The organism is Pseudomonas sp. GOM6 (genome assembly GCF_029537485.1).
Taxonomy (GTDB): domain Bacteria; phylum Pseudomonadota; class Gammaproteobacteria; order Pseudomonadales; family Pseudomonadaceae; genus Aquipseudomonas.
The window spans coordinates 73,488-91,180 of the sequence record NZ_JARPUS010000014.1 but is presented as its reverse complement, the minus strand read 5'-3'; the positions used below and the strand labels follow the sequence as shown (position 1 = coordinate 91,180).

The 17,693-nt window shown below is 64.6% G+C and carries 14 protein-coding genes; 4 read left to right on the top strand and 10 right to left on the bottom strand.

Annotated elements, in window-relative coordinates:
• Positions 1–52 precede the first annotated feature (52 nt).
• On the top strand, positions 53–1,474 hold the full coding sequence (hldE, locus tag P7A97_RS16275) for a bifunctional D-glycero-beta-D-manno-heptose-7-phosphate kinase/D-glycero-beta-D-manno-heptose 1-phosphate adenylyltransferase HldE (RefSeq protein ID WP_277691067.1): 1,422 nt from the start codon (positions 53–55) through the stop codon (positions 1,472–1,474).
• Positions 1,475–1,476: 2 nt separating this feature from the next.
• Here the strand turns inward: hldE and P7A97_RS16270 are convergent, their stop codons facing one another.
• The 4 genes from P7A97_RS16270 to P7A97_RS16255 form a co-directional block, all read right to left on the bottom strand.
• Positions 1,477–2,382 carry a metal ABC transporter ATPase gene (locus P7A97_RS16270; RefSeq protein WP_277691066.1) on the bottom strand — a complete coding sequence of 302 codons (906 nt, stop codon included), beginning with the start codon at positions 2,380–2,382 and terminating at the stop codon, positions 1,477–1,479.
• Between the two features lie 55 nt (positions 2,383–2,437).
• Complete coding sequence (locus P7A97_RS16265) at positions 2,438–3,238, bottom strand: aldo/keto reductase (protein WP_277691065.1); 801 nt, start codon at positions 3,236–3,238, stop codon at positions 2,438–2,440.
• Complete coding sequence (locus tag P7A97_RS16260; protein ID WP_277691064.1) at positions 3,235–4,410, bottom strand: FAD-dependent oxidoreductase; 1,176 nt, start codon at positions 4,408–4,410, stop codon at positions 3,235–3,237. Before P7A97_RS16260 ends, P7A97_RS16265 begins: the two co-directional genes overlap by 4 nt.
• A 61-nt stretch (positions 4,411–4,471) precedes the next feature.
• Entirely contained in the window at positions 4,472–4,804 is a 333-nt protein-coding gene (locus tag P7A97_RS16255) for a multidrug efflux SMR transporter (protein WP_277691063.1), read from the bottom strand.
• Positions 4,805–4,887: 83 nt separating this feature from the next.
• On the opposite strand from P7A97_RS16255, the gene P7A97_RS16250 reads away from it, so the two are divergent.
• Positions 4,888–5,772: a LysR family transcriptional regulator gene (locus tag P7A97_RS16250; RefSeq protein ID WP_277691062.1), complete on the top strand. Its 885-nt coding sequence runs from the start codon at positions 4,888–4,890 to the stop codon at positions 5,770–5,772.
• A 14-nt stretch (positions 5,773–5,786) separates the two neighbouring features.
• Positions 5,787–7,061 carry a lipid IV(A) 3-deoxy-D-manno-octulosonic acid transferase gene (gene waaA / locus P7A97_RS16245; protein WP_277691061.1) on the top strand — a complete coding sequence of 425 codons (1,275 nt, stop codon included), beginning with the start codon at positions 5,787–5,789 and terminating at the stop codon, positions 7,059–7,061.
• A gap of 202 nt (positions 7,062–7,263) precedes the next feature.
• Here the strand turns inward: waaA and P7A97_RS16240 are convergent, their stop codons facing one another.
• Positions 7,264–8,817, bottom strand: coding sequence for a histidine kinase (locus P7A97_RS16240; RefSeq protein ID WP_277691060.1), 1,554 nt, complete (start codon positions 8,815–8,817; stop codon positions 7,264–7,266).
• Between the two features lie 156 nt (positions 8,818–8,973).
• On the opposite strand from P7A97_RS16240, the gene serB reads away from it, so the two are divergent.
• Positions 8,974–10,188: a phosphoserine phosphatase SerB gene (serB, locus tag P7A97_RS16235; RefSeq protein ID WP_277691059.1), complete on the top strand. Its 1,215-nt coding sequence runs from the start codon at positions 8,974–8,976 to the stop codon at positions 10,186–10,188.
• Positions 10,189–10,227: 39 nt separating this feature from the next.
• On the opposite strand, the gene P7A97_RS16230 is transcribed toward serB, so the two are convergent.
• The 5 genes from P7A97_RS16230 to P7A97_RS16210 all read right to left on the bottom strand — a co-directional run bounded on the left by P7A97_RS16230 (position 10,228) and on the right by P7A97_RS16210 (position 17,625).
• Positions 10,228–12,297, bottom strand: coding sequence for an EAL domain-containing protein (locus tag P7A97_RS16230; RefSeq protein ID WP_277691058.1), 2,070 nt, complete (start codon positions 12,295–12,297; stop codon positions 10,228–10,230).
• Between the two features lie 65 nt (positions 12,298–12,362).
• The gene (locus P7A97_RS16225) at positions 12,363–14,180 is read right to left on the bottom strand and encodes a molecular chaperone (protein ID WP_277691111.1); all 1,818 of its coding nucleotides are present in this window, start codon (positions 14,178–14,180) and stop codon (positions 12,363–12,365) included.
• A gap of 147 nt (positions 14,181–14,327) precedes the next feature.
• Complete coding sequence (gene asd, locus P7A97_RS16220; protein ID WP_277691057.1) at positions 14,328–15,191, bottom strand: archaetidylserine decarboxylase; 864 nt, start codon at positions 15,189–15,191, stop codon at positions 14,328–14,330.
• A 15-nt stretch (positions 15,192–15,206) separates the two neighbouring features.
• Positions 15,207–16,022: a rhodanese-like domain-containing protein gene (locus tag P7A97_RS16215; RefSeq protein ID WP_277691055.1), complete on the bottom strand. Its 816-nt coding sequence runs from the start codon at positions 16,020–16,022 to the stop codon at positions 15,207–15,209.
• A gap of 79 nt (positions 16,023–16,101) precedes the next feature.
• Positions 16,102–17,625 carry an HDOD domain-containing protein gene (locus tag P7A97_RS16210; protein ID WP_277691054.1) on the bottom strand — a complete coding sequence of 508 codons (1,524 nt, stop codon included), beginning with the start codon at positions 17,623–17,625 and terminating at the stop codon, positions 16,102–16,104.
• Positions 17,626–17,693 lie beyond the last annotated feature (68 nt).

Sequence of the window (17,693 nt, the reverse complement as noted above, 5' to 3'; positions counted from 1 at the left end):
AGTGGGCGGCTGTGCTATCATCGCCGCCGTTTTTCCGCTGCCCGGAGCCGCAATGAAGCTTTCCATGCCCCGTTACGATCAAGCCCCCGTTCTGGTGGTGGGCGATGTCATGCTCGACCGTTACTGGCATGGCGGCACGTCGCGGATTTCTCCCGAGGCCCCGGTGCCGGTGGTCAAGGTCGAGCAGATCGAGGATCGTCCCGGTGGTGCGGCCAACGTGGCGCTGAACATTGCTGCCCTCGGTGCACCGGCGCTGCTGGTGGGCGTGACCGGCGAGGACGAAGCGGCCGATAGTCTGACTGACAGCCTGGCTGCGGCGGGTGTCAGCGCCCATTTTCAGCGTATCGAGACTCAGCCGACCATCGTCAAGCTGCGGGTGATGAGCCGTCACCAGCAACTGCTGCGCATGGACTTCGAAGAGCCTTTCAACACCGACGCTGCGGCTCTGGCCGTGGATGTCGAACGCCTGCTCGATGGCGTCAAGGTGATGGTGCTGTCCGACTACGGCAAAGGTGCGCTGAAGAATCACCAGGCCCTGGTGCAGCTGGCGCGGGCCAAGGGAATTCCGGTGCTGGCCGATCCCAAGGGCAAGGATTTCTCCATCTACCGCGGTGCCAGCCTGATCACCCCCAACCTCAGCGAGTTCGAGACCATTGTCGGCCACTGTGCCGATGAGGCCGATCTGGTGGCCAAGGGCGCTAAGCTGATGGCCGAGCTGGAGCTGGGCGCGCTGCTGGTGACCCGTGGCGAACACGGCATGACCCTGCTGCGCCCCGAGCATGCGCCGCTACACCTGCCAGCCCGTGCCCGCGAAGTGTTCGATGTGACCGGCGCCGGTGACACCGTGATTTCCACCCTGGCCGCTTCCATCGCCGCCGGCGAAGAGCTGCCACAGGCCGTGGCCCTGGCCAACCTCGCCGCTGGCATCGTCGTAGGCAAGCTGGGTACCGCCGCCATCAGCGCGCCGGAGCTGCGTCGTGCGGTGCAGCGTGAGCAGGGGTCCGAGCGCGGCGTGCTGGGCCTGGAGCAACTGCTGGTGGCCATTGAGGACGCCCGTGCCCATGGCGAGAAGATCGTCTTCACCAATGGTTGTTTCGACATCCTGCATGCCGGCCATGTCACCTATCTGGAGCAGGCCCGTGCCCAGGGCGATCGCCTGGTGCTGGCGGTCAACGATGACGCTTCGGTGTCGCGCCTCAAGGGACCGGGCCGGCCGATCAATTCGGTGGATCGGCGCATGGCCGTGCTGGCCGGACTCGGCGCGGTGGACTGGGTGGTGAGCTTCAGCGAGGACACCCCGGAAAACCTGCTGCGTGCGATCCAGCCGGATGTGCTGGTCAAGGGCGGCGATTACGGCATCGACCAGGTGGTCGGCGCCGATATCGTTCGAGCTTACGGCGGCGAAGTGCGGGTGCTGGGGCTGGTGGAAAACAGCTCGACCACCGCTATCGTCGAGAAGATCCGCAGCAAATAGCTTCAGCCGGCGCGCCGCCCCGGTTTGCTGGCCGGACGTTCCAGTCCGGCCAGCCAGTCTTTCCAGCGGATGCGTTCATCACGCACCAGCCAGCCGTCCTGAGCGGCGAAACTTTCCGACAACCACAGTCCGCGTGTGCTGGCCGGGCGTAGTTCGCCCTGCTGCAGGTGCAGCAGCTCGCCACTGGGCAAGCCACTGCTGAGCGGCAGCAGGTAGAGGTCCGGGCGGCGGCGCTCCAGACGGGCTACCAGTTGCTGTTCCTCCAGGCGCTCGTCGACATGGAACAGGCTGGGCTGGCGGCAATCTTCGGGCAGCTCCAGGCGCAGGTCGTAGACCAGTTGCAGCGAGGCGGTGGGCAGGTGCACGTAGGCCCTGGGCCGCTCCAGCAGGGTCAGGTTGCCGCAGTGCACCGGGCGCGCGGCACCCGACAAGGGGCTGAGGCGAAAATGACTGCTGTCGCGGTAGCGCAGGGCGTTCTGGTAGGGCGCCGGCAGCCAGGTGTCGGCGAAACGGCCGGTCAGCCAGCTGCCTTCGCTCTCGATCAGACACTCCTCGGCAACCTCCTGAATGGCGGTGAGCAGCGGCAGGTTGAGTTCGTGGGCCGGTACATAGCCGGAGATCAGCTTGAGCACTACATCGCCACGGTCGGGGCGGCGCTGGCGCACCACCAGCCAGTAATCGCGGCCCTGCCAATTGAGGGTCAGCCGCACCGAGACGCCCAGGTTAGCCAGCTCCACGGCGAAGTGCTGCGCGTCATTGATGGCGATACCACGGCGGCGCTCGAGCATCTGGCTGAAGTTCAGCGGCAGGCCGAGGCTGCGGTAGTGCAGGCGCTCGCGATCAGCCTCCACATAGAGTGGCAGGGTCTTGAATGCCGTAGGGTCCTTGCGCGCCAGCAGTCTCGACATATCGGCTCCTCGGTCGGGGCCGCCCGGTGCAGGCGGCGGGTCGGAGCCTTGCAGTTTAGTCGCGTATCGCCGCGGCGGCGGCCGCGACGTTTGCCGCAAGATGTTGCGGGTTGATGGTGCCGACGATGGCGCTGCTGACGCCGGGGTGGCTGAACAACAACTCGAAGCTGGCCTGGATCGGGTCCTGCCCTTCGCGCAGTACGGCGTGGCCGCTGGCCAGGGCCTTCTTGATCAGGATGCCCTTGCCGTGGGCAGCCGCGTAGTCGAGCACCGGCTTCTCGCCCTGTTCGGCGAGGTTATAGGTGACCATCGCGCAGTCGCCGCGCTGCAGGGCCAGCAGACCACCTTCGACCGTCTTGCCGGAGAGGCCGAAGGCGCGGATTTTACCCTCGCGCTTGAACTCCGCCAGGGTTTCGTAGAGCCCGCTGTCGCGCAGGATGGCGACGTCGTTGCCGTCCGAGTGCACCAGCAGCAGGTCGATATGCTCGGTTTCCAGGCGCCTGAGGCTGCGCTCCAGGGACAGGCGCGCATGTGCCGGGGAAAAGTCGAAGCTGGATTGGCCGCTGTCGAACTCCTCGCCGACCTTGCTGACGATCACCCAGTCCTGGCGCTGACCGCGCAACAGCGGGCCCAGACGCTGCTCGCTGACGCCATAGGCCGGCGCGGTGTCGATCAGGTTGATGCCGAGTGCGCGGGCCTGGTCAAGCAGGGCGCGGGCGGCGGCATCATCGGGGATGGTGAAACCGTTGGGGTACTTCACGCCCTGGTCACGTCCCAGCTTGACGGTGCCCAGGCCCAGCGGCGAGACGATCAGGCCGCTGTCGCCCAGCGGGCGGTGCAGGTCGTGCAGGCTCATGGCAGCAGTTCCTCCCAGACCGGCTGCGCCAGTGGTGGGCGCGGCAGTTCTGGCAATGCTGCGGTTGCCGCTGGCTGGATGCCGTCGCGCTGCAGGGCGGCGATGACCCGGTCGCTGAAGTCCGGCGAAAGCGCAAGCTTGGTTGGCCAGCCCACCAGGAGGCGGCCCTGGACTGCGAGGAAGGCGTTGTCCGGGCGCACCAGGCCGGATTGTGCCGGTTCGGCGCGGTCGACCCGCAGGCAGGCCCAGCGTGCGGTGCTGAGATCGATCCACGGCAGCAGCTGGCCCAGTTCCTGCTGGGCAGCGCGAATCTGCGCGGTTTCGTCGCGGGCCACGCCGTCGGCTTCGGCGATGTCGCCGCCGAGGTACCAGACCCACTGACCATCGGCCGCTGGGTGGCTGGTGACGGTGACCCGTGGCTTGGGCCCGCCGCCCAGGCAGTGCGCATAGAGCGGTTTCAGGCCCGGCCCCTTGACCAGCACCATGTGCAGCGGGCGCAGCTGCTGCTGTGGTTGTTGTACGTCCAGTGTGGCGAGCAGGGCGGCGTTACCGGCGCCGGCGCCGAGCACGATGCGCTGGGCGCGGATTTCCCGGCCGTCCACCAGCAGGCCGGCCAATTCATCGTTCTCGCGTAGCGCGCTGATTTCGCGGCCGTGCAGCAGGCTGTCTGCGGCCAGTTCGGCCAGGCGTGAGATCAGGCTGGGCACGTCGAGCACCAGTTCAGCCAGGCGGTAGACCTTGCCCTTGAACTTGGGGTGTTGCAGGGCGGGAGGCAGTTGCTCGCCCTTGACCTGGTCGACGCGGCCACGCACCGCCTTGCTGGCGAAGAAACTGGTGAGGTTGCCGGCCAGGCTTCCGGGTGACCAGAGGTAGTGCGCCTCGGACAGCAGGCGCACGCCGCGCAGATCCAGCTCGCCACTGCCGTCCAGTGCCTCGCGCCAGCGTCGCGGCATGTCGGCGATGGCCTCGGAGGCGCCGGTCAGCGCACCATGCAGGGCGTACTTGGCGCCGCCGTGGATGATGCCCTGGGACTTCACGCTCTGCCCGCCGCCGAGGCTGGCGTTCTCCACCAGGACGGTGGAGTAGCCTAGCTTGCGCAGGCGGGCGTTGAGCCAGAGGCCGGCGATACCGCCGCCGACGATCAGGACATCGGTGCTGAGGGCTTGGGACATGAATAAGGCTCGCATCTGAACAGGCGCGCAGTATAACGCGCGCCTGCCCTGGCCCGGTCGATCAGTGGCCGACGCTCTGCGAGAACAACTGGATCACCACCACGCCGGCGACGATCAGGGCCATGCCGAGCATGGCGGGCAGGTCCAGGCGCTGCTGGTACAGCACGGTGGCGGCAATGCTCACCAGGACGATGCCCAGGCCCGCCCACACGGCATAGGCGACGCCGACCGGGATGGTCTTGACCACCAGACTGAGCATCCAGAACGAGAGTCCGTAGCCCAGCACCACCAGCAGCAGTGGCAGTGGTTTGTTGAAGCCGTCCAGGGCTTTCATCGAGGTGGTGGCGATCACCTCTGCGGTGATGGCGATGGCGAGATAGAAATAGCCGTGCATGTCATGACTCCTGGCTGAGCGGCACCATTCTAGATTTCGGAGTGATGGGATAAAGTCATTACCTATCTGTTATGGAGATAGGTATGCAATGGAGTCTTGAGCAAATCCGCCTCTTCGTCGGCGTTGCCGAGGGGCAGTCCTTTTCGGCGGTGGCGCGAGACATGCGCCGTGCGCAGTCGGCGGTGAGCAGTGCCATCGCTATGCTGGAGGCCGACCTCGGGGTTGTGCTGTTCGAGCGCAGCAGCGGACGCCAGCCGCGTCTGACCCGTGCTGGCAGTGCATTGCTGGAGGAGGCGCGTGAGCTGTTGCGCCAGGGCGAGCGCCTGGAGGCGCGGGCCCAGGGCCTGGTCCGTGGTGAGGAAGAATGCCTGCGCCTGGCCCAGGACGAAGCGATGCCCTATCAGCCCGTGCTTGATAGCCTGGAGGCTCTGGCTCAGGCGTTTCCGCTGCTGGAAGTGCAGCTGGCCAGCGGCGCCCAGGGGGATGTGGCGCGCAAGCTGCTGGAGCGTCGCGCCGACCTGGGCCTGCTGTTTCACCATGAGCAGATGCCCGCCGAGCTGGAGCGCCAGCGCCTGGGCACCATCGAGATGGTCACCGTGTGTGGTGCCGGGCATCCGCTGGCGTCTGCTGGCCCGCTGCAGCGGCGCGAATTGGCGCGTCATCGGCAGCTGCTGATGGCGCCGCAGGGCAGTCATTACCCCGGTGGCGAGCAGATCAGCCCGTCGGTCTGGCGGGCCGACAGCTTCTACGTCATGGCCGAATTGCTCATGCGCAATCTGGGCTGGGCCTGGTTGCCGCGCCATGTGGCCCAGTACCCGACCTATCAGGCGCAGCTGGTCGAGCTGCGTTGCGACTGGACTCCGCCGCCACTGGTCGTGGAGTTGGTTTGCCGGCGTGATGAGGCGCCGGGACCGGCGGCGCTATGGCTGGCCAAGGCCTTTGCCGAACACCTGCAGGCGATGGACTGATAAGCTGCGCGCCCATGAACAGAACCCTCTATAGCCTGATTTTGCACCTGGCCTTGCCGTTCATTTTTCTGCGCCTGCTGTGGCGGGCCTGGCTCGCACCGGCCTATGGGCGGCGCATTGGCGAGCGCTTCGCCTTCGGCCTGCCGCCGCTGCGTCAGGGCGGTATCTGGATTCATGCCGTGTCGCTGGGCGAGAGTATCGCCGCGGCGCCACTGATTCGCGAGCTGCTGGCCCGTCACCCCGAACTGCCGATCACCGTCACCTGTATGACCCCGACCGGCTCGGAGCGTATCCAGGCGCTGTTCGGTTCGCGCATCCAGCATTGCTATCTGCCTTACGACCTGCCCTGGGCTTGCGCGCGCTTTCAGGCGCGTCTGCAGCCGTGCCTGGCGGTGGTGATGGAAACCGAACTATGGCCCAACCATATCCATGCCTGCCATCGCCGCGGGGTGCCTGTGGTGCTGGCCAACGCACGGCTGTCCGAGCGCTCGGCGCGTGGCTATGCGCGGTTCGCCAGATTGACGGCGCCGATGCTGGCCGAACTGAGCCTGATCGCCGTACAGACCCAGGCCGAGGCCGAGCGTTTCCGTCAATTGGGGGCGCGTAACGAATGCATCGAGGTCACCGGCTCGATCAAGTTCGATCTCAGCGTCGATCCGCAGCTTCCCGTCCGTGCTGCCGAGTTGCGCGCCGAGTGGGGCGCGGCGCAGCGGCCGATGTGGATCGCGGCCAGTACCCACGCTGGCGAGGACGAAGTGATTCTGGCGGCCCATCGCCAGTTGCTGGGTGAGCATGCCGATGCCTTGCTGATCCTGGTGCCGCGTCATCCGGAGCGTTTCGCCGATGTTTATGAGCTGTGCCGGCGTGATGGCTTTGTCACGGTGCGCCGTTCAATAGACGAGCCGGTTGCTTTCGGTACTCAGGTGTTGCTGGGCGATACCCTGGGCGAGTTGCTGTTCCTATACGCCCTGGCCGACCTGGCGTTCGTCGGCGGCAGCCTGGTGGCCAACGGCGGGCACAACCTGCTGGAGCCGGCGGCACTGGGCAAGCCGCTTCTGAGTGGGCCGCACCTGTTCAATTTCCTGGAAATCGCCAACCAGCTGCGTGAGGCGGGGGATCTGCTTGAAGTGGCGGATGCCGAGCAGCTGCATGCCGTATTGCGTCATCTGTTCGCCGAACCGCAAGTGGCGACCAGCATGGCCGACGCTGGCTTGGGCGTGCTGCGCGCCAACCAGGGTGCGCTGGCGCGCTTGCTGTCGGGGCTAGAGCGTCTGTTGCCGGCGCGTTAACAGATAGGCCAATCAGGCCGCCTAGTGCCACACCGCATTAGGCCGTGGATTCGCTGGGTAGAGGCGCCTAGCGCCGAAACCCAGCGGCGGACGGCAATAAACGCTAGTTTTCGCGGACTCTACCCAGCCTGCGGGGCCCCAAGATCAGCCCCAGGGCGGTCGCGTCACATCAGGCCGCAGATTCGTAGACTGGGCAGCGTGCTCACGAGTGTTCGTGCATGCGCGCCAGTTGCCGCTCCAGCAGCGAAGGGTAGGGCTCCAGCAGGCGTTCGACACAGCTGGCACCTTCCGGACTGGCGATGGCACGGATGCGTGCCCGCTGGCGCAGCAGCGGATCGTCGGCCACGCTGCGCTGCACCAGCAGCAGGTTGCGGCTGTGCTGGGCCAGTGCCAGGGCGGCCTGGGCGGCTTCGCTGAGCAGCAGTTCGGCCTGGCTGGGGATGATCTCCTCATCGCTGCGGGTCAGGCCCAGTTGCAGTTGCAGGGTGATGCCGCTGTCCGCCACTTCGATCTGCAGGGCATGGCCGAGCGCACGCAGCAGTTCGCCGCAGCACAGGGCATGGGTCAGGTAGTCTTCGTCGCTGTTGGCACTGCTGAACAGGATCAGGCTGCTGCCGTCGCTGAGGGTGAACAGTTTGCCCTGATACAGCGCTGCGGCCTTTTCCAGGCAGTCGCGATAGTGCTGCAGCAGCTCCATGAGGCGGGCACGGGGCAGGTGGCGCAGTTGTTCTTGGGCGCCCAGCTGTACGGCCAGTACGGCGTTGCTGATCGGCTGTTCGGGCTCCGGCTCATGCTCTGCTTCCGGCTCGGGAAGCGCTGGCGTAGGTGCCGCGGTGTACTGATCTTGCAGCTCCTGCAAGTCGCGCAGGTCGGCAAAGGGGTCGTCCGCCTCGGGCTGCGGACTGGGCTTGCGGTACTGGTGAGGCTCGTTGAAGTTGTCCTCATCTGCCGCATGCAGGTCGGGCATGGCGAAGCCCGGTTCCGCGTCTTCCTCTTCGTGGAAGTCCGGTTCGGGATCGAAGTGATCCTCTTCTTCCTCGAGCTGCACTTCCGGCTCCGGTTTTTCCGGCACCAGTTTGGCCTGCAGCTGGCGGGCCAGGTCACCGATCTCATCCTGGCGGCCGGCACCCGGAGCAGGGTCGTCAGGGTCGCGCAGCCACAGGCGCAGCTGCATGAGTGGTGTGGAGATATGCCGGCCCAGGCGCAGGCTGAGTGACAGGGCCAGGGCCAGGAGGATCAGGCTGAGCAGCCCCATGCTCTGCAGGCTGATGGTCATCGGCTGCTGGAATTGCTGCATGTCCAGGCTGATGCTCAGTTGCCCGGCCATCACTTCCTGGAAGTTGATGACGGTCGAATACAGCCCGTCATCCTCGCCCAGCAGGCTCTGCGCCGGGCGCGAGCCGGCTTCGGCGAGGATGCGATTGTCCACGCTGTAGATGGCCGCATGGGCCACCAGCGGATTCTTCGCCAGATTGCTGAGCAGGACATTCAGGCTGAGGATGTCGTTGGACACCAGCAACTCGGTGGCCGAGGCGGCCGTCTGCACAATCAGGCTTTGGCCCAGGGCGTCGGCCTGTTGCTGCATGGCCTGCTTGAACTGCATACCCATGACCCAGGCATAGATCACCAGCGCCAGGGCGACCAGCAGGAGACTGTGGCTGGCAATGCGCAACGCCAGCGGGACGCGGCGCTGGCGCAGAGCGTTGAACAGCAGGAGGAAGAAATTGTCAGGCTTGACTTGGGCGGGCCGGTTCACGGGAGCGCGGCTCTTCTCGACGGGAATTGCCGCGCAGTATACCCAGCGCATACAGGGCGGCAAAGCGCCGCCCGTGCCCTGGGCGGGGCGAATCCGGTTAGAATGTGCGCCTTTTCATGGGGCGTCTGCCCCCTTGCCTGCATGGGAGTGAACGCCTTGCGCGAAATCGTCCTGATCAACATCACCGGAGAAGATCGCCCGGGCCTGACCGCGGCCATCACCGGGGCCCTGGCTCAGGGTGGGGTGAATATTCTCGACATCGGTCAGGCGGTGATCCACGACACCCTGTCCTTCGGCATTCTGGTCGAGATTCCGCATACCGAGCGGGGCTCGTCGGTGCTCAAGGAAGTGCTGTTCACCGCTTACAAGCTGGACCAGCAGGTGCGTTTCACTCCGGTGTCCGAGGCGGATTACCAGCAGTGGGTCAGCGGACAGGGCAAGAGCCGCTATATCGTCACCCTGTTGACCCGCAAGGTTAGCGCCGAGCAGTTGCAGCGGGTCAGCGCCATCACCGCCCAGTACGGGCTGAATATCGACCATATCGATCGTCTTTCCGGGCGCATGGGCCTGGACATGCCGGCGGATCAGGGCAAGGGCTGCATCGAGTTCTCGGTGCGCGGCGAGCCGGCCGATGTGGATGCCCTGCGTGCCGAGTTCCTCAGCGTGGCCCAGGAACTGAATGTCGATATCGCTTTCCAGCGTGACTCGGTGTTCCGTCGTAACCGCCGTCTGGCCGTGTTTGACATGGATTCGACGCTGATCGAGGCCGAGGTGATTGATGAGCTGGCCAAGGCGGCCGGCGTTGGCGAGCAGGTCAGCGAGATCACCGAGCGGGCCATGCGTGGCGAGCTGGATTTTCGCGCCAGCTTCAAGGAGCGTCTGGCCCTGCTGCAGGGGCTTTCCGAGGGTGTGCTGGAGGAAATCGGCGCCTCGCTGCGTCTGACCGAGGGCGCCGAAGTGCTGTTCGCCGAGCTCAAGCGTCTGGGCTACAAGACCGCCATTCTGTCAGGCGGCTTTACCTACTTCGCCAAGCAGCTGCAGGCCAAGCTGGGCATCGACTATGTGTTTGCCAACGAGCTGGAAATAGTCGACGGCAAAGTCACGGGGCGTGCAGTGGAGCCCATCGTCGACGCCCAGCGCAAGGCTGACCTGCTGCGTCAGCTCGCCGAACAGGAAGGCTTGCGTCTGGAGCAGACCATTGCCGTGGGCGATGGTGCCAACGACCTGCCGATGCTGGGCTTGGCTGGCCTGGGCGTGGCTTTCCGCGCCAAGCCACTGGTCAAGCAATCGGCCAAGCAGGCGATTTCCACCCTGGGTCTGGATGGCATTCTATATCTGTTGGGCTTCCGCGACCGCGACGGTCTGGAGTGAGGGAAAAAGCCCCGCAGATGCGGGGCTTTTTCTTGCGGTTTATTCGTCGCCGGCGGAGAAGTCGTAGTCCATCGACTGGCTCGGGCCCTGCAGGTAGTGCCCCTGAATATAGTTGACCCCGGCCTGCCAGAGGGTCGCTAGCACGCTGGCGGTCTCGACGAAGGGGACGATGGTCAGCTTGGCCTGGGCGTGCAGGCTGGCCAGCAGCGTCTTCAATGCCTCCTGGTTCTCGGCACTGGAAAGATCCTGGGAGAACGAGCCGTCGACCTTCACGAAGTCGATGTTCAGGTGCTTGAGGGTGTTGAACGGGTTGAGTGCGCAGCCGAACTGGCCGAGCGCCACCTTGCAGTGCAGCTCCGCCAGCCCCTGGGTGAGTGCTTTGGCTTGCTTGAGGTAGGCAACGGCGTCCTGCTCGCTGAGTTGGAGCACCAGTGCGTCAGAAGGCAGGCGGGCAGCCTTGAGCGCTACGCTGAGCCAGGGCAGTAGGGTCTGATCCTGCACGCTGCTGCTCGACAGGTGCACGAACAGGCGCGTGTTGTGGCCCTTGCTACGGTGTTCGGCCAGCAGCTTGATCGAGTTGAGGATTACCCAGCGGTCGATCTTCTCGGCCAGGCCGGCATCGCGTGCGGCGGCGAGGAAGTCCGTCGGTGGCACCTCAGTGCCTTGAGGGCTGAGTAGGCGCAGCAGCACCTCGTAATGTTCGTCGCTATCCCCGCGCAGGCTGATGATGGGCTGGAACAACAGGCGGAAGCTGTTGTTCTCCAGGGCCTGCTGCACCATGGCGACCAGATTGCCGCGGTTGGCGGCGGCAGCCAGTTCGTCGGCCGGGTTGTAGGTCTTGATGGCATTGCCGTCGCTGATTTCGTCGGCGCAGCGGTGGGCTCTCTCGATCACTTCCTGCGCTTTGCTGGTCTGCTCGCTCAGGCCGGCGACTCCGATCGACAGTGTGGTCTGCACGGTGCGGCCGCTGACATCGAACAGATGTCCCTCGACCTTTTTCAGCAGGCTGGACAGCTGTTCCTGGCATTGCTCCGGTGTGCTACCGCTGATCAGAGCGGTAAAGACGTCGTCGCTGAAGCGCGCGAGCTGAACGTCGCTGCCAAAGTGGCTGCGCAGCAGGTTGGCCAGATCGGTCAGAAGAATATCGATGCCTGCTACGCCTACCTCGCCAACGGATTCGCTGAAGCGGTCGACGCGGATGTAGGCGAGGCTGGCTATCTGGTTGTGGTTGATCGCGCGTTGTGCGGCGCCATCCATCAGTTCAAGGAAGTGCGAACGGTTGAACAGGCCGGTGACCAGATCCTGGCTGCTGATCTCGCGCAGCTTTTCTTCCAGTTCGGCATTGTCGTTTTCGGCGCGGATAACGACCTGGATGCAGGGTTCACCGTCATAGGTGGCAGGCGAGAAGCTCATGCGTGCCTGGAACTGCTGGCCATTTGGCTTGACTCCGCCACAGCTCAGTTCTGCGTCACCTTCTGCGTTGGCGTAGTTCTTCAGGAAGTCTTTGAAGCGGCTCTGATCAGCCGAAGCGATCAGGTCGATCATCGGCATGCCTTCCAGCTCGTCGGCATCCTCGTAGTCGAACAGCTTGAGGTAGGCACGGTTGGCATAAATATGCATACCGTCGTGGACGTAGGTGATGGCGTCCACCGAGCTGTTCAGCAGTAGCTGGCAGCGTTTTTCAGCCTCGCGCAGGGCCACCTCGGCCGCGCGGCGGGCACGACGCTGTTCAAGGTTGGCCAGTTCACGATTGGCCACCAGAATCAGGCGTTCATCTTCGCCCTGAGGCAGCGCATCCTGAGCGCCTAGCATCAGCGCTTCGGTGATGAGGTCGGAGTCGTTGCCATCTGTGAGCTGGATGACGGGAATGTCCTTGGCCTGACGGCGGATGATGCCGATGGCTTCGCTGGGGGCGATCTGCTCGCTGCTCGGCGCGCTGATCAACAGATCCCAGCTTTGCTGTAAGGCTTCGCTCAGGTTGTCGCTGGAGGTGATGCGATGAACACGGGTGGCGCGACCGGCGTTACGGAACAGGCTAACCAGGCGCTCGGCCTCGTTCTGCGAATCTTCAAGTATCAGCAGCCGTATGGTTTTTTTTTCGATGGCCATGAGAGTTTGCTTGGAGTGCGCCGAAGAGCGGGCGAAAAAGGCGACAAATCGTCTATTTCGGCAATCTACAGCGACTTCCAGAGGGAGTCAAAGTCTTCGTCCCCAGCCTTGCCGGGCTCTTTCACGGCTGTGACAGAAGTCCCTCCGGGCTGTTCCGTCTGGGTTAGCGGACGGTATTCGAACTGGCTGAAGCTACCGGTGGAGCTCTGTTTGCGACTGAGCACGGCGCGGGTTTCCTCGCCGTTGTGGTTGATCAGCACCTTGTGGCTCTCCTGGAAGGGCAGGCGTGGCGTGATCAATGTGGCTGGGCGCGATACCACGCGAATTTCCGGCAGCAGCAGAGCGCGCAGGTACTGGCTGTTCTGCTCACTCTTGCGCACCAGTTGTACGCCGCAGGGCTGTGCGTGCGGGGCGATCAGTTCGATGCCCATCTGCGTGCCGCCACCCCGTACCTGGCGGATCCAGCGCACCACGGCCACGCTCCAGGATTGCCCGGGCATGTCCTGGATGCCCAGTAGCTCTCCTGCTTGCAGTTGGCCCGGAACTTCCCGTGGCCAGCTCAGGCAGTAGCCGCCCGGACTGTGGTTGACGATGGGTAGCTCATGACTGGGATAGCTCTCGGCGATTTCTTCGACTACGTGCTGTTCGCCCGGTTTGGTGGAGCGGTACTGGATCTCCTCCAGTGGCATGCCGGGTTCCCAGTTGCTGACGCGCTGGGCATCGAAGGCGCCTGCCCAGATGTCCGGGCCCGTGGCCTCGCTGGTGTTACTCACACTGAATCGGGCGCTGCGCTCTTCTTCGGGGCGTTTCAGGACTTCAGCGAAGCTGCGTTGCCCGGCCAGGTTGAAATGCAGGGCAGACATGCCAATGCAGATGAACAGGCTGCCGCGCCCGGGGTTGCGCTGAAAGGTACGTTCAGCAATGTCGCCCCAGGCGGAGCTCAGGTGCTGCAGCAGATCCAGTGGCATCCCTTCTGGTATCTGCAGCTGTTTGGCTTCCGTGCTCTCAGGGGGCAGCAGGAGGAACTCTTTGATGGCATCGACCAGCGGGGTCGGATCGAGGCCCAGCAGGCTATGCAGTTCAGCTTCGCCGAACAGTGACTTGTAGCGAGGCGGGCCATCCAGTTGTGGGCTGATGGCAAACAGGCTTCCGGGGGCATCGGCCGCCTGCAGTGTGGCCAGCTTGCTCCAGCTTTCCAGGCCCTCGGCCAGGCGAGCGATGCTACTTTGGCGCATCTGGTTGCAGCGGGCGCACCCCAGGAGCAGTGCGCCGATGTACACCTGCTCGATGCTCAGGCTGCGACCATTACGGGTCAGGCCATCGCTGATCTGTAGTTGCTGCAGCCCATGCCTGCGTGCCATCAGGTAAAGCTGGTGCAGCTCCAGCCACAAACCTTCCGGAACCGGGCAATAGAGCTGACTGGCCCGCACTAGTGGGCCGCACAGGCTATGGCTGGCGCGCTGCAGGGCCATGGCCAGCACCGGAGCATTGTCCTTGCTGAAACGCGGCATTACCCGGGTAACGATCAGCTTGTAGCCAATGGCCAGGTGATTCTGCAGCGCCTGGCACAGGTTGGCGACCTTGCGCGGGCGTTCATCGAGGACGATGGACTGGTTGAGAAAGTGGCGTTCCAGATGGCTGCAGACGAAGTACACCTCCGGGCGCAGCAGTTCGAGCAGTTGCAGGCGGTTTTCGCTGGAGGTGACCAGCTGGTTCAGCTCCACTAGGCACTGGTAGAGCTGTCGGGCTGTTTCGCCGATATTGGCCTTGGGCAGATCGGCGATCCAGCGTTTGAACTCGCGCGGGGTCGCTTCGCAGAAGGACAGGCCCTGTCTGTCGGGAGTGGAAACACGCAGTAGCAGGTGAGGGCTTTGCTTATCCATACCGGAGTAGATATCCAAGGGTCAGGCAGCTCTTTCTGGTGACGAGCTTTGCAGGAACTCTAGCAGCATAGGCAAGCCCTAACCGAGCAAGATTGGGTAAGGCTTCGACAGGCAAGGCGCGATGGATGTTCCATCGCGCGATTAAGCTCAGGCATTGCGAGGTACAGCCAGGGCTTGGCCCATGCGCACGGTGCTGCCAGCGGCAAGGTCTTCGGCCCATTGCACCTGTTGCGGGCCGAATAGCACGATGGCGGTGGAGCCGAGCTTGAAGCGACCCAGTTCCCCGCCTTTTGCCAGTTCGATGGCGGTGCGGGCTGCTGCGTCGTAACGAGTGGTCTTCAGCTCGCGCTTGGGTGGGGTGACCAGGCCTGCCCAGACCGTTTCGATGCTGGCGACGATCATGGCGCCGACCAGTACCACGGCCATAGGGCCGCGCTCGGTATCGAACAGGCAGACGACGCGCTCGTTGCGGGCGAACAGCTCAGGTACGTTCTCGGCGGTCGTCTGGTTGACCGAGAACAGGCGGCCCGGCACATACACCATCTCGCGCAGGGTGCCGGCCAGCGGCATGTGCACGCGGTGGTAGTCCTTGGGCGACAGGTAGACGGTGGCGAAGTCGCCGCCCATGAAGGGTTTGGCACGTTCGGCGTCGCCGCCGAGCAGTTCCAGCACGCTAAAGCTGTGGCCCTTGGCCTGGAAGCAGCGGCCCTGCTCGATAGGGCCGAGCTGGCTGACGGCTCCGTCGGCCGGGCAGAGAATGGCGCCGGGCGTCTCGTCCAGCGGGCGCGCACCTTCTTTCAGGGCGCGCGTGAAGAAGGCGTTGAAGTGCTCGTAGGCGGCCAGGTTCTCGACCTCGGCCTCGGCCATGTTGACCTGATACTGTTTGGCGAACCAGCCAATCAGGCGGTCCTTGAACCAGCTGGCACGGCACTCGGCGGCGCAGCCGATCAGGCGTGACAGCAGGTGGTGCGGCAGCAGGTACTGGCTGAGGATAAATAGGCGCTCTTTCATCGCATTTCCTTGAAATCAGTGTTCGATCGGGGTGTCGGGCAGGTTGCCCCATTCGGACCAGGAACCGGCATAGGCCCTGACCCGCGGATAGCCCAGCGCCTTGGCCACCACATAGGTGAAGCCGGAGCGGCGATGAGTCTGGCAATGGGTGATCACTTCCTTGTCCTTGGTGATGCCGAGTTTTTCCAATACCTCGGCCATGTCGCTGCGGATGCGCAGCCCGTGCTGGGTGTCCATGCCGGCAGTCCACTCGAAGTTGACCGCGCCCGGCACATGGCCGCCGCGTGCGGCCAGTACCTTCTCGCCGCTGAACTCGGCTGGGCTGCGAGCATCCCAGATGGCCAGGTCGGTCGCGCCCAAGCGGCTTTGCAGGTAGTCGCGGCTGGCGGTAGGTTCGTCGTGCAGCGTCAGGCTGGTCTGGCTGGCTGCGCTAGGCGGTACGGCCTGGCTCAACTCGCGGCCTTCGCTCATCCAGGCCTGCAGGCCACCGTTGAGGAAGTGATAGTGGCTGTGGCCGATCACGTCGAGCAGCCAGATGAAACGACCCGCCCAGCCGCCCCCTTCGTCGTCGTACACCACATAGACGGCATCCGCTCGATGGCCGAGTTCGCCGAATAGCGCTTCCAGCTGAGCACGCTCCGGCAGCAGCCCAGGTGCCGGCGGCTGGCCCAGCTGCGTGCGCTTGCTGTCGACCCAGCGTGCGCCGGGAATATGCCCCTCGGCGTAGCGTGCGGCACCGCTCAGGTCGAGCAAAATCAGCTCGGGGGCCTGCAGGCGACTGGCCAGGTCGACGGGCTCGATCACTAGCGGCAGGCCGGAGAAGGCGGACATAAAGGGCTCCGTGGCGTGAGGGGAAGGGCGGATTGTAGCGAAAGCTGACGGCCCCGGGCGGCGGAAACGTTACGACGGTTCAACCGCTACGGCGAGCGAACGTACTTAGGGCGCGCTCGATGCACTGCACGGTCTTGCCGAATACCTGCAGCTGAGTGGCGCCGAATTCGCCGCCGCCCTGGTCGACGATCAGCATCATCGCCACCCGGCCGTTATGGGCTATCGAGCGCAGCAGCAGGTGCTCGCTGTTGAACAGGGCCTTGAGCGTGCCGGGCAGCAGGGCGGATACCTGCGCCATATTGGCCGGGCTCAGGCGCAGTTGCCCAGGTTCGGCCAAGAGCTTACGCAGCACCTGGCTTTGTGCTGGATCCAGGCGCAGTTGCTTGGCGGCGTCCTGCAGCCCCAAGGCTTGCTGAGCGTGCAGGCGACTGTGTTGGCGGTCGGCCAGCAGGATCAACACCCGCTGCATACCGCCGCTGTACAGGGCCTCGGCGGCGCAGTCGGTCAGCTGCAGCACGTTGGCAAAGGCGCTGGGCTGCGCCAGCAGGCGCGTGCAGTGCTGTTTCCATTGGCTCAGCGTGTCGCGGGGCGGCGGGGCGGCGGGCGGCTGGAGTGCTTTCAGGCGGCAGCTGTCCCAAGGCCAGAGCAGGGCTTCGGTCGGGTGCCAGAGGCCCTTGCCGGTGTGATGGCGCGCGCTCAGCACGGCTTGCTGGTGGATCAGTTGCTGTAGTTCGTTTACCGCGGTTTGCAGGTACAGACCCGTCAGGCGCTGCCAGCGCAGGTGGTGCTGGCAGCTCCAGTTATGATGGCTGGACAGGGCCAGGCCGTTGGCCAGCAGCACGCAGTTGCCCGGCAGGGTCAGCCAGCGTCGCAGTGCAGGGTCGGCATCGAGCAGCTGTTGCTGGTGCAGCGGATGTTCATTGTCATGGGCGATGTGCAGCGCCTTGACCAGCAGGCGCCGGTCTTCCACCAGCAGGCGGTAGCCCTGGCAGATCCATTCCGGCAGTCGCCAGTGCCGGGCCAGGGCCAGGCACAGCGGTAGCAGAGGTGTGCCGAGCAGTTCACGCTCGACTTTGGCAGCGGGCTCGCCCTGGCCAAGTACACGTCTTTCCCAGGCTTCGAACAGTGCCGGCTGGTGGGCCACCAGGGGCCATAGCGGTGCCAGAAACAGCAGGCTGCCCCAGTGTATTTCCTGCCACAGACGTGCCAGCCGACCGGCAAACAGACCATTGGCCTGCTGTGAGGCGTGCAGGCTGATCAGCTGCAGCTGGCGCAGGGCCAGTGGGATCTCGGCTTCTTCCTGCACCGGCATCTGTTCAAGCAGCGTTTCCGCGCGTTTCAGACCCAGGCGATTGAGGGCCATCTCCAGGCTTTCCGCCGGCTCACCAAAACTGCCGGCGTTGCGGTTGGCTTCGCGCAGAATGGTCAGGGCTATGGCCGGGCTGGCCTGCATGCTGTCGGCGATTTCGCGCAGCGACTTGCGTCCATCGAGCAGGGTGCGGCGCGCCATTTCATGATGCTGGCGGGCGATGGGCAGGCGCACGGCATCGAGCTGCTTGATCCAGCTGTCGAGACTGCGCGGAGAGGCTTGATTCATGGGCATGCAGGTTGAGCCAAACTGGCTTTTCGCCTTTACTGCCTATAGTCTGGCGCAATACTTCCGATAAATAG